Genomic DNA, 15,700 nt, shown 5'->3' on the forward strand with positions numbered 1-15,700 from the left:
GGCGACGTTATACCGGGGCATGGTCAGAATGAAGGAGTTTCCGATGCCGACCCTCTATCACGCCCCGATCAGCCGTTCGTCCGTCATTGTGACGCTGATCGATGAACTCGGTGCCGACGATATCGAAATCAAGGAGGTCACGATCCCCCGGCAGGACGGGTCCGGGGGCACCGACCCCCGCAACCCGCATCCCGAGGGCAAGGTACCGCTGCTGGTGGACGGGTCGGATACGATCCGCGAGCGCGGCGCGATCATGCTCTACCTCACCGACCGCTACCCGGAGGCCCGGATGGGACCGCTGAACGGTGAGCCTGGCCGGGGGGCCTATCTGTCCTGGCTCTTTTACTATCAGGGCGTGATGGAACCGGTCATCATCCTGCACTGGGCGCAGCTTTCGCACCCGGCGGTCACTGCGAGCCTGCGCGATTTCCAGACGATGATCGCACGGCTGGAAGAGACGCTGTCGCACCAGCCCTATCTGCTGGGGCAGGAGTATTCGGCTGCCGACCTGCTGTGCAGCGGCCCGTTCCTGTGGTTCCCAGACCTGTTGCCGCAAATCCCCGCGCTGCAGGATTGGGTCGCGCGATGCGGGGCGCGACCTTCGGTTGCGCGGACTGCGGCGCGCGACAGCGCGGCCAAAGGGGCCTGAGCGATCACCCGGCCGAGGGAAAGAACAGCTGTTCGCCGCCCACGGTGAAGCTTGCGATTGCGGCCTGTCCTTCCGGTGACACGAGCCAGTCGATGAAGGCCTGCCCCTGGTCGGCCTTCACATGCGGGTGGCGTTCGGGGTTCACCAGGATGACGCCGTAGGGGTTGAACAGCACCGGGTCGCCTTCGAACACGATTTCCAGGTCGCCGCGGTTCTCGAAGCTCAGCCATGTGCCGCGGTCGGTCAGGGCATAGGCGGGTAGCTGGGCGGCGGTGTTGAGCGTGGCGCCCATGCCCGAGCCGGTGGACAGGTACCAGCGGCCTGTCGGCTCGACCCCGGCAGCGGCCCAGAGGGTTTGCTCGGCGGCATGGGTCCCGCTATCATCCCCACGCGAGGCGAAGGACGCCCCCGCGCCCGCGATGGCAGCCATGGCGGCGGCGGCATCAGCGGCATCCCGCAGGTCCGCGGGGTCTTCAGCCGGGCCGACGATGACGAAGTCGTTATACATGACGTCGAAGCGCTGCACGCCGTAGCCCTCGGCGACGAACGCCTCTTCCTGCGCGCGGGCATGGACAAGGACCACGTCGGCATCGCCGCGCCGCGCGGTTTCCAGCGCCTGACCCGTGCCCTGCGCCACGACACGGACCTCGATCCCGGTCTCCTCCTGAAAGATCGGCAGGATATGTGCAAAGAGGCCCGAGTTCTCGGTCGAGGTGGTGGAGGCCACGGTGATGAAGTCCTGTGCCGCGGCGGGCAGGGCCGCGACGATCGTCAGCGCTGAAGCGGACAGGATGAAGCGGCGGGTGAGGGTCATCTCTCTCTCCCTTTTGTGGTTACCAGATCAGATCGCCCGCGAGGAATGCGCGGGCCTCGGGGGTCTCCGGCCCCGCGAAGAACGCAGGCGCAGATCGGTGCTCGATCAGCCGGCCGCGGTGGAGGAAGGCCACGTCCTGACCCAGACGCCGGGCCTGGCCCAGATTGTGGGTGCTCATCACGATGGTGATGCCTTCCTCCGAGAATTGCGCGACCATCTCCTCGATGATCCGCGTGGCCGAGGGGTCGAGGGCCGAGCAGGGCTCGTCCAGAAACAGCACCTGCGGGCGCATCGCCCAGGCGCGGGCGAGCGCAAGGCGCTGCTGCTCGCCCCCGGACAGCAGGCGGGCAGGGCGGTCTGCCAGCGGGGTCAGCCCGAAACGGTCCAGCGTGCGGGCGACGGCCTCATGGCGCGCGGCGGACGCCATGCCCTTCAGCGCCAGCGGATAGTCGAGGTTCGCCGCAACCGAACGGCGTAGCAGGACGGGGCGCTGGAACACCATTGCCTGCGCCTCGGCGCGCGCCTCGCCGCTGGCCCAGATGCGGCGACCCGCGGTCGGGTCGATCAGACCGTGGCAGAGGCGCAGGAACAGGCTCTTGCCCGCGCCATTCGCGCCCATCACGATCAGCCGCCGCCCGGCCTCGATGCGCAGGGTGAGGCCGGACAGGAGCGGCTTTCCCCCCACGGCATAGCCCACATCCTTTAGCGCCAGCGGAAGGATCGAGGTGGAAACATCGCGCGCTGCCCTCATCCCAGCCGCCCCCGTGCCCATTGCCCGGCCCCCCAGGCGGCGGCGTTCAGCGTCAGGGTAAGCGCGAGCAGGATGATCCCCAGCGCCACGGCGAGGCCGAGATTGCCCCGGTTCGTCTCCAGCGTGATCGCCGTGGTCATGGTGCGGGTATGGCCCGCGATGTTGCCGCCCACGATGAGCACCGCGCCGACCTCGGCGCTGGCGCGCCCGAAGCCGGCCAGCACGCCGGTCAGCAGGCTGACGCGCCCGTCCCAGAGCAATGTCGGAACCGCGCGCAGCCGGCTGGCGCCGAGCGAGCGGAGTTGCTCCCGATACTCGGCCCAGAGATCCTCGACCACCGAGCGGGTCAGCGAGATGATAATGGGCAGGATCAGCACCGTCTGGGCGATCACCATTGCAGTGGGCGTGAACAGGAGTGCGAGATCCCCGAGGGGCCCCGACCGGGACAGCATCAGGTAGACGACAAGCCCCGCCACGACCGGCGGCAGGCCCATCAGCGCGTTGAACAGTACGATCACCGCGCCGCGCCCCGGAAACCGCGCCAGCGCCAGCGCAGCGCCCAGGGGCAGGCCGACCGCACAGGCGATCAGCACGGCGGTCAGCGTTACGCGCAAGGACAGCCCGATGATCTGCATCAGGACGGGATCCCAGCTGGAGATCAGGCTGAAGGCGGTTGCGACCGGGCCGTCCACGGAAAATCCTTGCTTAAGGCAGTAGAAAAGGATCAGAAATCAAAGTAGAATGCAAACATGTAACCAGTGCAGGAGATTGCATGAAAATGCAGGATCCACAGGTCGAAGCGACCTCGCGCGCAGCCGATCTTGCAGATGTGCGGGTCACCTCCTCGTCGCTGATGACGACCGGAGAGGTTGCCGACTATCTGCGGGTGAAGGAGCGCACGATCTACGAGATGGTTGCGCGCCAGACGATTCCGTTCAGCCGCGCCACCGGCAAACTGTTGTTTCCCCGTCGGCTGGTCGATGCCTGGCTGGAAGCCCAGACCGAACTGCCCGCTGCGGGCATCGCCTCGGCCCCGCCGATCTATGCCGGCTCGAACGACCCGCTTCTGGAATGGGCGCTGCGCCAGTCGGGCAGCGGGCTGGCGGTGCTGGCGCGGGGATCGAGCCAGGGGCTTGAGGATCTGGCGGCGGGGCGCGCGGTGCTGGCCGGGCTCCACCTGCTTGACCCGGATACGGGCGAATGGAACCGCGCCGCCGCCCGGTCGCACCTGCCCGGCACCAGTCATGTCCTGATCCATTGGGCGCGCCGGACGCAGGGGTTGATCACCGCCGCAGGAAACCCGCTGGGGATAAAGGGGTTGAAGGACGCAGCACGGCGCGGCCTGCGCTTTGCCACGCGCGCAGGCGGCGCGGGCTCGACCCGGCTGTTCGAGGTGCTGCTGGCGCGCGACGGGTTGACGATGGCCGATCTGACCACCCTGGACCGCCCGGCCGAGACGCATGCCGACCTGGCCACGCTTATCGAGACCGGCGAGGCGGATTGCGGTATCGGCCTCCAGGCGGCTGCCGGGCATCTGGGTTTCCTCCCGCTCGTCACCGACGAGAGCTTTGACCTCGCCATGACCCGGCGCGAGTATTTCGAGCCGCCCATTCAGACCTTGCTGGCCTTCGCCCGTTCCTCCCCCTTCGCCCGCCGCGCCGAACATCTGGGCGGCTATGACCTCACCGAGCTGGGGCGCGTCCTCTGGAACGGCTGATCGCCGCGCAAGCCCGGGTATCGGGGCCGCGATTTTTCTTGGCGGCGGCGGCAGGCGCGTGCTAGGCAGGCGGCGATGGTGCCCGGCCCCGCCGGGAGAATAGGGAAACCGGTGCGGACCTTTCGCCCAATTCCGGTGCTGCCCCCGCAACTGTAAGCGGAGAGTGCCCCCAAACCACTGGCCCCGGCCGGGAAGGAGGGAGGTGCCGTGACCCGCGAGCCAGGAGACCTGCCATCCCGTGCGAAACAGACCCGGGCGGGGCGTCCGGAGGAGGCAGAATGACGATCCGTGCGTCCCTCGGGGCCGATGTTTTTCCTTACCCGGCCGATAACGGTCCAGCGCGCCCGAGGTCACGGGCATGAGCTGCCCGCCACCGCAGCCCGCCGCGCTGGAGCTTGACGCCGTCAGCTGGGGCAGGGGCATCCTGAGCCCCGTGTCGCTGCATCTTGCCCCCGGCCGGGTTCTGGGGGTTCTGGGCGCCAACGGCGCGGGGAAGTCGACCCTTCTGCGGCTGATCTATCGCTTTCACCGCCCGGAAGCCGGGCGTGTCCTGCTGGACGGCACCGACATCAACGCGCTGCCCGCGCGGCAGGTCGCGCGACGGGTGGCGGCGGTCCTGCAGGAACAACCCACCGATTTCGCCCTGACCGTGGCCGAGATCGTGGCGCTGGGGCGTGGCCCCCATCGTCGCGGTTTCGCCGGGCCCTCGGCCCATGACGCGCATCTGGTCGATCACGCGCTGGAGCGCCTCTCGCTTGGGCATCTGGCGGCGCGAGCCTTCGGCACGCTGTCGGGGGGCGAACGGCAGCGCGTGATGATCGCGCGCGCGCTGGCGCAGGAACCTGGTCTGATCGTGCTCGACGAGCCCACGAACCACCTCGATATCCGCCATCAGCTGGAGGTGCTGCGCCTTGTCCGGGGTCTGGGGGCGACGGTTGTCGCCTCGCTCCATGATCTGAACCTCGTGGCGGATTTCGCCGATGACCTGCTGGTTCTGGCGGGCGGGCAGGCGCTGGCCTTCGGCCCGGTCGAGGATGTGCTGACCCCTGACCTGATCGCCCGCGCCTTCGGCGTCACGGCCACACCACGCGACATGCGCGCGCGGTTCGATTTTTCCCTGTCCCACTGATCCTTGAGAGACCGCATGAAACCTGTTCTGACCGGGCTCGCCGCCCTGTTCCTTGCCTCCCCGGCGCTGGCGCATCCCGTCACTGTGCAAAGCTGCGACCGCGAAATCACCTTTGAGGCACCGCCGTCCCGCGCGGCCTCGCAGGATGTGAACCTGACCGAGATGATGCTGGTCATGGGCCTCGCCGACCGGATGGTGGGCTACACCGGCATTTCCGGCTGGAACAAGCTGGATGAGGAAATGCGGGCCGACGTGGCCGAACTGCCCGAGCTTGCCGAGCGCCGCCCTCCGCGCGAGGTTCTGGTGGGCGCGGATCTCGACTTCTGGTTCGCCGGATGGAACTACGGCATGAGCGTCGGCGGCGAGGTCACGCCCGACACGCTCGCCCCGTTCGGCATCCAGGTCTATGAGCTGACCGAAAGCTGCATCCACATCATGCCCCGCGACCGGATCGCGATGCAGGACATGTTCAACGACATCCGCAACCTCGGCCTGATCTTCGGCGAAGAGGCGCGGGCGGAGGAACTCATCGCCGGATGGGAGGCCGAACTGGCCGAGATCGCCGCCACCATTCCCGAAGGGGAACCGCTGCGCGTCTTCGTCTATGACAGCGGCGAGGACGTACCCTTCACCTCGGGCCGCTATGCGATGCCCACGGCGATGATCGAGGCCGCGGGCGGACGCAACATCATGGATGACGTGGAGACGAGCTGGACCCGCGTCGCATGGGAACCGGTGGTCGAGCGCAACCCCGAGGTGATCGTGATCGTCAATTATGGCGAGGTGACGGCGGATCAGAAGATCGCGTTCCTGCGGTCGAACCCTGCCTTTGCCCATGTCGACGCGGTCATGAACAACCGCTTCGTGGTGCTGGAATATGTCGAGGCGACGCCCGGTCCGCGCAACATCCGGGCGGTGCGCAAGCTCGCCAAGGCTTTCCGCGGCGGCTGAGCGATGAACCGGCAAGCCCCTCCGGCAGACCGGACCGCCGAGGCGGTCGTCCACGCCGCGCTGCACCATCGCAGCGGTCAGCGACGGCGCGCGGGCCTGTGGCTCATGGGCATTGCGGCGGTGCTTCTGTCGGTCACGGCGGGCGTCAGCATCGGGGCGGTGCAGGTGCCGCTCTGGACGGTGTGGGGTGTGGTTCTGGACAAGATCGCGCCGGGATGGATCGACCCCTGGTGGTCGCCGGGCCGCGCAGCGATCGTCTGGGACATGCGACTGCCCCGCGTGCTGCTCGCCGCGCTGGTGGGGGCGGGGCTGGCCCTTACCGGAACCGTGCTGCAATCGGTGACGCGTAACCCGCTCGCCGATCCGCATCTTCTGGGCATATCCTCGGGGGCGGCCTTTGGCGCGATCCTGGCGCTTTTGCACACGGGGATGTTTCTGGGACCGGTGACGGTGCCCTTGCTTGCGTTTCTGGGGGCGCTCGCTGCGGCGGGCCTGGTTCTGGCGGTGGCGTCCTTTGCCCGCGCCGCCAGCGCCGACCGGCTGGTGCTGACCGGGGTGGCGGTGTCGTTCATCGTGATGGCACTGGCCAATATCCTGATCTTTCTGGGCGATCCACGCGCGGCGCATACGGTCATCTTCTGGATGCTGGGCGGCCTTGGCCTTGCGCAATGGTCGCACCTGATCTGGCCGGCGCTGGTGCTGGCCGGCGCCGGCCTCTGGCTGAGGGCCGTATCAGGGCCGCTGAACGCGATGACGATCGGGGACGAGACGGCGGCGACGCTGGGAATTCCGGCGGCGCGGTTCCGGCTGGCGGTCTTTGTGGTTTCGGCGCTGGTCACCGGCGTGATGGTCGCCTTTTCGGGGATCATCGGTTTCGTAGGCCTGATGGTGCCGCATATCGTGCGCCTGATCGTCGGCGGCGATACGGCGCGGGTGATCCCGGCCGCGATGCTGGCGGGGGCGGTGTTCCTGATCTGGGCCGATATCGCCGCCCGCACCCTGATGCGCCCCGAGGACATGCCCATCGGCATCGTCACGGGGCTTGTGGGGGGCGTGTTCTTTATCTGGCTCCTGCGGCGTCAGAACCGGTAACGCAGGCCGATCACATTGGCATTGGCCGCGCCATACATGTTGCCCAGCGTGCGCCCTCCGCCGGACCGGTGGTGAAGCCGCCAGAAGATCTCCCGCTCGGGCGCGTCGGTGCTCGACAGGCTGAGTTCCGGGCCGAGGTAGAACAGCGTCCGCGCATTGCCGCCATACCGCGCCTCAAGCTCTTGTTCCCGCCCGCGATGGGTGCTGCTGATATGGCTGAGGCCGACGGTCATCGCGGTGCCGAGCCGGTAGTCGGGCGCGACGGCGAACCCCTTGTGCCGCAGGACGGCGCCGCCCCAAAGCTCACCGGTGACGCCGCCGCCGAACCGGCCCGCGCCGCCGATTTCCCAGCCGAGCGCGAATTGCCCGCGCTCGAACGGAAACTGCTGGAACCCGAGTCCAACCACCACATTGCGTTCATAGCCCACGCCGGGCGCGACTGCGCTTTGGTGCATGTTGCCCCGGGTCAGCGCGCCGCCAAAGGCGAAGACCGAGCGCGCATGGCTCTCCTCGAACATCGGACTGTCATAGGCGGCCGCGGGCTGCGTCAGGACCGAGACCGCCGCGAGGGCAAAGGCAAAGCCGCGAATTTTCATGACCCCTCCGGCTGAACGGGCATCGCTGCCCGCCGCCGTGGTCTACGCGTGATTGGGGCCGCAGACAAATCACGGTGGCGCGGGGGGCAAAGGATGGGCGATCTCTCGCCCATCCCGGAACCGGTCAGATCGGATAGTGCATCGGCCCGTTCTGGGTCGTGATCCAGCGCAGTTCGGTGAACTCGGCGATACCGGCCGTGCCACCGAACCGGCCATAGCCGGACTCTTTTACCCCGCCAAAGGGCATCTGCGCCTCATCATGGACGGTCGGCCCGTTCACATGGCAGATGCCGCTTTCGATCCGCCGGGCGACCTCGATTGCCCGCGCCTGATCCTGCCCGAACACCGCCGCCGAAAGACCGAATTCGGTATCGTTCGCGATCCGCACGGCGTCATCGACGCTTTCGGCGCGGATGATCGCGGCGACGGGGCCAAAGCTCTCTTCGCCATAAAGGCGCATCTCGGGCGTGACACCATCCAGCGCCGCCGCGTCGAGCATCGTGCCCTCTCCCTCACCTCCGGCGATGAGGCGGGCGCCCTTGGTCTGTGCATCCTCGATCATCTCGCGGATGCGGCCCGCCGCCTCGGCGGTCACGAGCGAGCCGAGCGGTGCCTTCGCCTCGGACGGGTCACCGGCCGTCAAGGTGCGGACCTTTTCCGCGAACGCCTCGACAAACCGGTCGGCGGCGCCGGGCGTCACGATGATCCGCTCGGTCGACATGCAGATCTGGCCCTGGTTCATGTAGGCCCCAAAGGCCGCCGCGGCGACGGCCGCGTCGATATCGGCGTCGTCGAGCACGATCAGCGGCGCTTTGCCGCCCAGTTCCAGCAGCGCGGGCTTCAGATGGCGCGCGGCCGTTTCCGCGATGATCCGCCCCACCCGGGTCGAGCCGGTGAAGTTGACCCGCCGCACCGCGCGTTGCGCGATAATGGTCTCCACCAGCTTGCCCGCATCGTTCGGCGCGTTCGAGATCGCGTTGAGCACACCCTTGGGCAGACCTTCCGCCACCGCCTCGACGATCAGCGAATGGGTGCGGGGGCAAAGTTCTGACGTCTTCATCACGATGGTGTTGCCGCAGGCCAGCGGCGTCGCAAGGGACCGGACCCCGAGGATCACCGGCGCGTTCCAGGGCGCCATCGACAGGACGACGCCCACCGGCTGGCGCACGGCCATCGCCGTGCTGCCGGGCCGGTTGGACGGGATGATCTCGCCGCGGATATGGGTCACGAGGCCCGCGGCCTCGACCAGCATCTCGGCGGCAAGCTGGACGTTGAAACGCCCCCATGCCTCGGTCGCGCCAATCTCGTCCTTCATCGCGGCCACGATGTCGTCTGCACGCCCGCGCAGAGAGTCCGCCGCCTTGAGCAGCAGTTTGCGCCGTTCGCCCGGCGCCACCGCCGCCCATTCCGGAAAGGCCCGGGCCGCCGCGGCGACGGCCGCCTCTGCATCGGCGGTGGTTGCGGCGGCGGCGCTGGTCACGGCCTTGCCGGTCACCGGGTTGGCCCGCTCGAACCGCTGGCCGTCCGAGGCCGCGCGATAGGTGCCGTCGATGAAAAGCTCGGTCTTGTGCATGGGATCTCCTCTCTCGTGGGCCGGCGGGTGGCCGACCGTTCACAGGCAGACATAAGGGTCCGCCGGTCCATGCCAACCCCGGTGCGACCCAAGGTCCGGCACGGAACCGGGAGAGAGAGGAGACGGCCCCCGCCCGGCGGTCAGGCCGCCGGCGCGCGGGTTCCGAAGGGCCGGGTGTCGAGCGCCGCGGCCATCAGGGCGCGGGTATAATCCTCGGCCGGCCGGTCAAAGACGACATCGGTCGGGCCCTCCTCGACTATCCGGCCCTGACGCATCACCACGATATGGTCGGCCAGCGCCCGCACCACCGCAAGGTCATGGCTGATGAAGAGATAGGTGAGGCCGTGTTCCTGTTGCAGCCGGCGCAGAAGGTCCACGATCTGCTTTTGCACCGAACGGTCCAGTGCCGAGGTCGGTTCGTCCAGAACGATGACCTTGGGCTTGAGGATCATGGTGCGCGCGATCGCGATCCGCTGCCGCTGCCCGCCCGAAAATTCGTGCGGGTAACGGTTGCGCATGGCGGCGGAGAGGCCGACCTCTTCCAAGGCTGCGGCGGCGCGGCGGTCGCGTTCCTTGCCCGACAGGCCCGGTTCGTGGATCATCAGCCCCTCGGTGATGATCCGCCCGACCGTCATGCGCGGCGAGAGGCTGCCGAAGGGATCCTGAAAGACCAGCTGCAATTCCCGCCGCAGGGGGCGCAGCTTGCCGGTTTCCTGCGGCAGTTCGCGTCCGCGATAGCTGACCAGCCCCGCGCTTGGCAAAAGTCGCAGGATGGCCCGGCCCGCAGTCGATTTGCCGGACCCGCTTTCACCGACCAGACCGACCGTCTGCCCCTCGGCGAGCCGCAGCGAGATCCGGTCGACCGCGCGCACCTCGCGGGCCCTGGTGAAAAGCCCGCCGCCCGAATGGAAGGTGACGGCCAGATCACGCGCCTCGATCAGCGCGGGCGCGTCGGCAGGCGGCGGGGCCTTGCGCCCCTCGGGTTCGGCGTTCAGCAGCATCCGCGTATAGGGATGCTGCGGGTCGGCATAAAGCGCCTGTGTCTCGCCCTCTTCCACGACCTCGCCGGATTGCATGACGTAGACCCGGTCTGCAAAGCGTTTCACGATGCCGAGGTCATGGGTGATGAAAAGGATCGCCATGCCAAGCCGCGTCTGCAGATCGGCGAGCAATTCGAGGATCTGCGCCTGGATCGTCACATCGAGCGCCGTCGTCGGTTCATCCGCGATCAGGATGTCGGGGTCGCAGGCCAGCGCCATGGCGATCATCACCCGCTGGCGCTGACCTCCCGAAAGCTCGTGCGGGTAGCTGTCGATCCGGCGTTCGGGTTCGGGGATGCCCACAAGGCGCAGCAGTTCAATGATGCGCGGGCGCGCCGCGCGGCGCGACAGGCCCCGGTGATGACGCAGCGGTTCGGCCAGTTGCTCGCCGATCCGGTACAACGGGTCGAGCGAGGTCATCGGTTCCTGAAAGATCATCGTGATCTTGTTGCCGCGGATGCGGTTCAGGTCGCGTTCGGACAGGCCGATCAGTTCCTCGCCCTGATAGCGCGCGCTGCCCGTAGCGCGTCCGTTCCGCGCCAGAAGGCCCATCAGCGCCATCGTGGTCTGGCTTTTGCCCGATCCGCTTTCGCCGACGATGGCCACGGTTTCACCCTTGGCCACGCTCAGGTCGATGCCGCGCACGGCCTCGACCGGGCCGTCATTCGTGTCGAAGGTGACGCGTAGCCCGCGAATGTCGAGAAGAGGTGTTTCGGTCATCTCAGCGGTCCTTCGGATCGAGGCTGTCGCGCAACCCGTCGCCCAGGAAGTTCAGCGCGAAAAGGATGGTCGTCAGCGTCAGGGCCGGCCAGATCAGCAGCCAGGACGCGCCACGCATGTTCTGCGCCCCTTCCGAGATCAAGAGGCCCAGCGAGGTGAGCGGTTCCTGCACCCCGAGCCCGAGGAAGGACAGGAGGCTTTCGAGCAGGATCGCCTTGGGCACCAGCAGCGTGACGAAGACCACCACGGGACCGAGCGTGTTCGGCACGATATGCCGGCGCAGGATGCCGCCCTTCGTGGCCCCCAGCGCCTCGGCCGCCTGCACGAATTCCTGCCGCTTGAGCGAGAGCGTCTGCCCCCGCACGATCCGCGCCATATCCAGCCATTCGGTCGCGCCGATGGCGATGAAGATGATGAATATACTTCGCCCGAAGAACACCACGAGCAGGATGACGAAAAAGATGAAGGGCAGCGAATAGAGGATGTCGACCACCCGCATCATCACGCTGTCGACGCGCCCGCCGAGATAGCCCGCCGTCGCGCCATACGCCACGCCCAGCACCAGCGCCATGACCGAGGCCAGAAGCCCGATGGCAAGCGAGATGCGCACCCCGATCATCACCCGCGCCAGCAGGTCACGCCCCAGCGCATCGGTGCCGAACAGGAAATAGAGTTGCTGCACATCGGCCGAGAGCGTCCCGCTCTGCCCGCCCGGCGCAAGGTCGAGCCGCGGGTTGAAGAAGAGATCCGAGCGTTCGAAATAGCGCAGGATGCGCGGGTCGATCGGCTCGTCCGAGGCGAGCGAGACGGTGACCGTGCCGTTCTCCATCTCGGGTTCCGAGGTGGGCGCGATCCGGGTCCGGGCCAGTTCGCGTTCAAAGTTGGGCAGGACGTTTTCCGCCCGCGGATAGGCCTCGAGACTGGCCGGGACGCGCACGAATTGCGGATAGACCCGGTCATGGGAATGGACATGCAACATGGGGCCGAACGTCCCCACGAGCGCGAGAAAGATCAGCACGGCGGCGCTGACGACGGCGGCGCGGTTCTTGCGCAGCCGTATCCAGGCATCCTGCCAGAGCGAGCGGCCCGAGACGGGCGCCTCGATGATCGCTGCGGGATCGGGTGTAATGGTCATCGCGGTCCCCTCAGTCGTAGCGCACGCGCGGGTCGAGCAGCGTATAGAGCAGATCGACGATCAGGTTGAAGACGACGATGAAGCCTGCGATCACGACGACCGTGCCCATCACCAGCGTATAGTCGCGCCCCAGCGCGCCCTGCACGAAATAGCGGCCGATCCCGGGGATGCCGAAGATCGTTTCGACCACCACCGACCCGGTCAGCAGCCCCGCCGCTGTTGGGCCGAGATAGGATACCGCCGGCAGCATCGCCGCGCGCAGCGCATGTTTCACCACCACCGTCCGGGCGGGCAGGCCATAGGCGCGGGCCGTGCGCACATGGTTCGACCGCAGCGCCTCGATCGTGGCGCCGCGCACCAGCCGCGCGATCACGGCCACCTGCGGCAGTGCCAGCGTCGCGATGGGCAGCACCCAATAGGCCGGGTTCGCCGATGACCAGCCGCCGGCCGGCACCAGCCCCAGCACCACGCCAAAGAACAGCGACAAGAGCGGCGCGACCACGAAATTCGGCGTCGTGATGCCAAAGGTCGCCAGCGCGACGATCGCGTAATCAAGCGACGTGTTCTGCCGCAGCGCCGCCAGCGCGCCAAAGATCACCCCCAGCACCACCGCAAGCAAAAGTGCGAGCGAGCCGAGCAGGATGGACACCGGCAGACCGGCGGCGAAAAGATCGTTCACCGTGAAGTCGCGGCGCGTGAAGCTCGGACCCAGATCGCCCTGCATCAGGTTGCCCAGATAGGTCAGGTATTGCGACCAGAGGGGCGCATCGAGATTGAAGGCCCGGTTCAGGTTCGCCATGATCAGGGGGTCGATGGGGCGTTCGAGGTCGAACGGGCCACCGGGCGCCAGCCGGATCATGAAGAAGGACAGCGTGACGATGATGAAGATCGTCGGAATGGCGCTGGCCAGTCGGCGCAGGGTGTAGCGCAGCATCTTGTTTCCTTCCGTAGGGACGGGCCGCAGCGGGCCCGCCCCTTTTTCATGGTCAGTTCAGCGAGAGGAAGCGCGTGCCATGCACGTCCATCAGGTTGTCCTCCCAGCCGGCGACGCGGTCGGAAACCAGCGCGCGCGACGAGTAGTAAAGGATCGGAATGGCCGGAACGTTCTCCAGGAACAGCCGCTCGGCATCAGCGAGGATTTCCGCCCGCGCCTCGAGGTCCAGTTCTTCGGCGGCCTGTGCCATCAGGGCATCGTATTCCTCGTTCGACCAGCGCGGATAGTTGAAGGACACGCCCGTCTGGAACAGGAAGAGGAAGTTCTGCGGATCGTTATAGTCGCCGATCCAGCCCGCGCGCACCATGTCGAAGGGACCATCTTCGCGCAGATAGTTGAAGTAGCCCGACCCTTCCATTTCGTTCAGGGTCGCGTTGATGCCGATGGCGCTGAGGTTGTCGGCCACCGCAGCCATGGTGTTGCGGTTGTTTTCCGAGGTGTTGTAGCTCAGCTCGATCGTCAGGCTGCCCGGTGCGACGCCCGCCTCTTCCAGCAGCGCGAGCGCCTCGTCCTCACGGTCCAGCAGGTCATCGCCGGCATAGGGAAGTTCGACCCCATCCGTATAGTTCGCGATGCCCGGCGGCACGAGCGAATAGGCTGGAAGCATGGTTTCCTGCCAGACCTCGGACGCAAGGAAGTCGCGGTCGATCACCATCGACATCGCCTGACGCACGCGCGGGTCCGAGAGCGGGCCTTCATTGGTGGTCTTGATCGGCAGGTAATAGGTGCCGAGATAAGGCGCGATGCGCAGCTGCTCGCCCAGGTTCTGGCGCATATAGGCCATCTGCTCGGCGGGGACGTCGGAACAGATATGGACCTCGCCGGCCTCGAAACGGCGCAGGCAGGTGGCGCGGTCCTCGAACGGGGTCCATTCGATGCGGTCGATCTGAACCTCATCGGCAGCGTGGAAGTTCGGGTTCTTGACCATCACGATCCGGTCGTTCGGCACGAAGCTTTCCAGCATGTAGGCGCCGTTCGTGACGAAGTTGCCGGGGCGGGTAAAGTTCGCGCCATGCTCCTCGACCGAGGCCGGGTGCATCGGCAGCGCGGTCTGGTGGGTCAGAAGCTCGATGAAATAGGGGGTCGGGTTGTTCAGCGTGATCTGGAGCGTGTGATCGTCCAGCGCCTCGACGCCCAGTTCCTCGGGGTCCATGCCGCCGGTCGCGATCGCCTCGGCGTTCAGGATCGGGAACAGCATGCTGGCATAGCCGGCAGCGGTTTCCGGGGTCATGATGCGGCGATAGGCAAAGACGAAATCATGCGCGGTCACCGGATCGCCGTTCGACCACTGCGCATCCTGACGCAGCGTGAAGGTGTAGGTGAGGCCGTCCTCGGATTCCTCCCAGGATTCGGCGACACCCGGGATGATCTCGGCCTCGGCATCATAGACCACGAGTCCTTCGTAAAGATCGCGGAGCACGTTCGATTCCGAGACCGTCGAGGTCTTGTGATGGTCAAGCGTTGCGGGGTCGGTGTCGTTGCCACGCACCAGCGTAACCTGGGCCGAGGCAAGCGCAGTGCCCCCGAGCAGCATTGCCAACGAACAAACAGCGGCCCGAACCGGACCGCGGGGGCGGAAACTGATCATGGTAATCTCCCACTTGGACTTTTTTGATCGGGCGATCATGCACCCTGCGCGCGATGCTGCAAGCCGTTTTACGCGCGTGACGCAAGGTCAGGTTGAAAAGGCCCGTCCCCGTGCCCGTGCTGCCGGACAGCAAAGAGCGGTTATTGCACGCTTAATGGCAAAAGTGTTCGAGAGGCGTGCCAGGACGCGACCCGGCGGGCAATTTTATTACCCTATGGGCATCCGCCCGTCGGCAGATTTTTGCGCATCAGTGACTTTGGCATTCGGCCCCTGCATCCAGAACAATGCGAATCCGGCCCCCGGATTTCGCGGCGTAAAAGGGTGCTGTCGGCGGAGGCGATTCAGGCGGCGATATTCTCGAATCCACCGCGGCGGGGGCTGACGTCGAAGCTCGCCGTCACACCGAGGTTCGGCACCCCTGCGACCGTGATGAGCCGGCCGAAATTCTCCAGCGCCGCCAGCCGGATCGCTTCGTCAGGCGCGGTGATCGTCTGCGCCTTCTTCGCGAAGAATGGTCAGAACCTGGACCAGCTCTGCCTCATAGACCTGCAGAAGCTGCTGCACGCAGGCGCGGATATCCGCCTCACCGAAACCGGCCGAGTTCATCGAGGCGACGAGCGCCAGCAGGTTTTCCTCGTGCCGCGCCATGCTTTCGGACAGCGCGGGCGGCAAACCCCGCCGCATCTCGGTCAAGCGGTCGTGATATTCATTCATCCGGGGCCCCTTTTCATATCAGGATATAGCGCACGCACCCGATGGCAAGGTCCGGTTGCTGCGCCCCGAGACGGCAGAGGCCCGCGAACCTCGCCGAATTTGCGGGCAGTCGGCAAAGCAGGGGCAGGGCGGGCGACGGCCGGGGTCACGCCGCTTGACCGCTGCGGAAGCGGGGCGCAGGCTTGATGCATGAAGGACCCTGCTGACAGGTCCGCGAGCCCCGTTTCCCGCGATCGC

Annotated in this window: 15 protein-coding genes and 1 riboswitch; of the genes, 5 read left to right on the top strand and 10 right to left on the bottom strand. The window is 67.0% G+C overall.

Annotated features, from left to right (window positions below; genetic code table 11):
• Positions 1–43: 43 nt before the first annotated feature.
• Entirely contained in the window at positions 44–649 is a 606-nt protein-coding gene (locus ACFSGJ_RS01245) for a glutathione S-transferase family protein (RefSeq protein ID WP_390258805.1), read from the top strand.
• Between the two features lie 4 nt (positions 650–653).
• Here the strand turns inward: ACFSGJ_RS01245 and ACFSGJ_RS01250 are convergent, their stop codons facing one another.
• From ACFSGJ_RS01250 to ACFSGJ_RS01260, 3 genes are read right to left on the bottom strand one after another with little or no spacing between them, the layout of a single operon-like run.
• A complete protein-coding gene (locus ACFSGJ_RS01250; RefSeq protein ID WP_390258807.1) occupies positions 654–1,463 on the bottom strand; it encodes an ABC transporter substrate-binding protein in 810 nt (269 codons plus the stop codon).
• A gap of 19 nt (positions 1,464–1,482) precedes the next feature.
• Positions 1,483–2,214, bottom strand: coding sequence for an ATP-binding cassette domain-containing protein (locus ACFSGJ_RS01255; RefSeq protein ID WP_390258809.1), 732 nt, complete (start codon positions 2,212–2,214; stop codon positions 1,483–1,485).
• Positions 2,211–2,849, bottom strand: a complete 639-nt coding sequence (locus ACFSGJ_RS01260; protein WP_390258951.1) for an ABC transporter permease — start codon at positions 2,847–2,849, stop codon at positions 2,211–2,213. The genes ACFSGJ_RS01255 and ACFSGJ_RS01260 overlap by 4 nt, the downstream gene beginning before the upstream one ends.
• 137 nt (positions 2,850–2,986) lie before the next feature.
• Here ACFSGJ_RS01260 and ACFSGJ_RS01265 point away from each other — a divergent pair, with 137 nt between their 5' ends.
• The 4 genes from ACFSGJ_RS01265 to ACFSGJ_RS01280 all read left to right on the top strand — a co-directional run bounded on the left by ACFSGJ_RS01265 (position 2,987) and on the right by ACFSGJ_RS01280 (position 7,103).
• Positions 2,987–3,931, top strand: a complete 945-nt coding sequence (locus ACFSGJ_RS01265) for a substrate-binding domain-containing protein (RefSeq protein ID WP_390258811.1) — start codon at positions 2,987–2,989, stop codon at positions 3,929–3,931.
• A 59-nt stretch (positions 3,932–3,990) separates the two neighbouring features.
• A riboswitch (cobalamin riboswitch) is annotated at positions 3,991–4,181 on the top strand.
• 108 nt (positions 4,182–4,289) lie between these two features.
• Entirely contained in the window at positions 4,290–5,060 is a 771-nt protein-coding gene (locus ACFSGJ_RS01270) for an ABC transporter ATP-binding protein (protein ID WP_390258813.1), read from the top strand.
• Positions 5,061–5,075: 15 nt separating this feature from the next.
• Entirely contained in the window at positions 5,076–6,011 is a 936-nt protein-coding gene (locus tag ACFSGJ_RS01275; protein ID WP_390258814.1) for an ABC transporter substrate-binding protein, read from the top strand.
• 105 nt (positions 6,012–6,116) lie between these two features.
• The gene (locus ACFSGJ_RS01280; RefSeq protein WP_390258953.1) at positions 6,117–7,103 is read left to right on the top strand and encodes a FecCD family ABC transporter permease; all 987 of its coding nucleotides are present in this window, start codon (positions 6,117–6,119) and stop codon (positions 7,101–7,103) included.
• Here the strand turns inward: ACFSGJ_RS01280 and ACFSGJ_RS01285 are convergent.
• The 7 genes from ACFSGJ_RS01285 to ACFSGJ_RS01315 all read right to left on the bottom strand — a co-directional run bounded on the left by ACFSGJ_RS01285 (position 7,091) and on the right by ACFSGJ_RS01315 (position 15,463).
• Positions 7,091–7,699 carry a hypothetical protein gene (locus tag ACFSGJ_RS01285; protein WP_390258815.1) on the bottom strand — a complete coding sequence of 203 codons (609 nt, stop codon included), beginning with the start codon at positions 7,697–7,699 and terminating at the stop codon, positions 7,091–7,093. The genes ACFSGJ_RS01280 and ACFSGJ_RS01285 overlap by 13 nt on opposite strands.
• A gap of 124 nt (positions 7,700–7,823) precedes the next feature.
• Positions 7,824–9,272 (bottom strand): aldehyde dehydrogenase, encoded by a 1,449-nt coding sequence (locus ACFSGJ_RS01290; RefSeq protein ID WP_390258817.1) that lies wholly within the window; start codon positions 9,270–9,272, stop codon positions 7,824–7,826.
• Between the two features lie 140 nt (positions 9,273–9,412).
• Positions 9,413–11,032, bottom strand: coding sequence for an ABC transporter ATP-binding protein (locus ACFSGJ_RS01295; RefSeq protein WP_390258819.1), 1,620 nt, complete (start codon positions 11,030–11,032; stop codon positions 9,413–9,415).
• Position 11,033: 1 nt separating this feature from the next.
• Complete coding sequence (locus tag ACFSGJ_RS01300) at positions 11,034–12,167, bottom strand: ABC transporter permease (protein WP_390258821.1); 1,134 nt, start codon at positions 12,165–12,167, stop codon at positions 11,034–11,036.
• A 10-nt stretch (positions 12,168–12,177) separates the two neighbouring features.
• Positions 12,178–13,101: an oligopeptide ABC transporter permease OppB gene (gene oppB / locus ACFSGJ_RS01305; RefSeq protein ID WP_390258822.1), complete on the bottom strand. Its 924-nt coding sequence runs from the start codon at positions 13,099–13,101 to the stop codon at positions 12,178–12,180.
• Between the two features lie 52 nt (positions 13,102–13,153).
• Positions 13,154–14,749, bottom strand: a complete 1,596-nt coding sequence (locus ACFSGJ_RS01310; protein WP_390258824.1) for a peptide ABC transporter substrate-binding protein — start codon at positions 14,747–14,749, stop codon at positions 13,154–13,156.
• 474 nt (positions 14,750–15,223) lie between these two features.
• Positions 15,224–15,463, bottom strand: coding sequence for a hypothetical protein (locus tag ACFSGJ_RS01315; protein WP_390258826.1), 240 nt, complete (start codon positions 15,461–15,463; stop codon positions 15,224–15,226).
• Positions 15,464–15,700 lie beyond the last annotated feature (237 nt).

The sequence above is a fragment of the Halodurantibacterium flavum genome (genome assembly GCF_042681825.1).
Lineage (GTDB): Bacteria > Pseudomonadota > Alphaproteobacteria > Rhodobacterales > Rhodobacteraceae > Halodurantibacterium > Halodurantibacterium flavum.

Excerpts from the sequence above, each read along its gene's own strand:
- ACFSGJ_RS01245 (WP_390258805.1), top strand. The coding sequence starts at position 44 with ATGCCGACCCTCTATCACGCCCCGATCAGCCGTTCGTCCGTCATTGTG.
- ACFSGJ_RS01250 (WP_390258807.1), bottom strand. The coding sequence starts at position 1,463 with ATGACCCTCACCCGCCGCTTCATCCTGTCCGCTTCAGCGCTGACGATC.
- ACFSGJ_RS01255 (WP_390258809.1), bottom strand. The coding sequence starts at position 2,214 with ATGAGGGCAGCGCGCGATGTTTCCACCTCGATCCTTCCGCTGGCGCTA.
- ACFSGJ_RS01260 (WP_390258951.1), bottom strand. The coding sequence starts at position 2,849 with ATGCAGATCATCGGGCTGTCCTTGCGCGTAACGCTGACCGCCGTGCTG.
- ACFSGJ_RS01265 (WP_390258811.1), top strand. The coding sequence starts at position 2,987 with ATGAAAATGCAGGATCCACAGGTCGAAGCGACCTCGCGCGCAGCCGAT.
- ACFSGJ_RS01270 (WP_390258813.1), top strand. The coding sequence starts at position 4,290 with ATGAGCTGCCCGCCACCGCAGCCCGCCGCGCTGGAGCTTGACGCCGTC.
- ACFSGJ_RS01275 (WP_390258814.1), top strand. The coding sequence starts at position 5,076 with ATGAAACCTGTTCTGACCGGGCTCGCCGCCCTGTTCCTTGCCTCCCCG.
- ACFSGJ_RS01280 (WP_390258953.1), top strand. The coding sequence starts at position 6,117 with ATGGGCATTGCGGCGGTGCTTCTGTCGGTCACGGCGGGCGTCAGCATC.
- ACFSGJ_RS01285 (WP_390258815.1), bottom strand. The coding sequence starts at position 7,699 with ATGAAAATTCGCGGCTTTGCCTTTGCCCTCGCGGCGGTCTCGGTCCTG.
- ACFSGJ_RS01290 (WP_390258817.1), bottom strand. The coding sequence starts at position 9,272 with ATGCACAAGACCGAGCTTTTCATCGACGGCACCTATCGCGCGGCCTCG.
- ACFSGJ_RS01295 (WP_390258819.1), bottom strand. The coding sequence starts at position 11,032 with ATGACCGAAACACCTCTTCTCGACATTCGCGGGCTACGCGTCACCTTC.
- ACFSGJ_RS01300 (WP_390258821.1), bottom strand. The coding sequence starts at position 12,167 with ATGACCATTACACCCGATCCCGCAGCGATCATCGAGGCGCCCGTCTCG.
- oppB (WP_390258822.1), bottom strand. The coding sequence starts at position 13,101 with ATGCTGCGCTACACCCTGCGCCGACTGGCCAGCGCCATTCCGACGATC.
- ACFSGJ_RS01310 (WP_390258824.1), bottom strand. The coding sequence starts at position 14,749 with ATGATCAGTTTCCGCCCCCGCGGTCCGGTTCGGGCCGCTGTTTGTTCG.
- ACFSGJ_RS01315 (WP_390258826.1), bottom strand. The coding sequence starts at position 15,463 with ATGAATGAATATCACGACCGCTTGACCGAGATGCGGCGGGGTTTGCCG.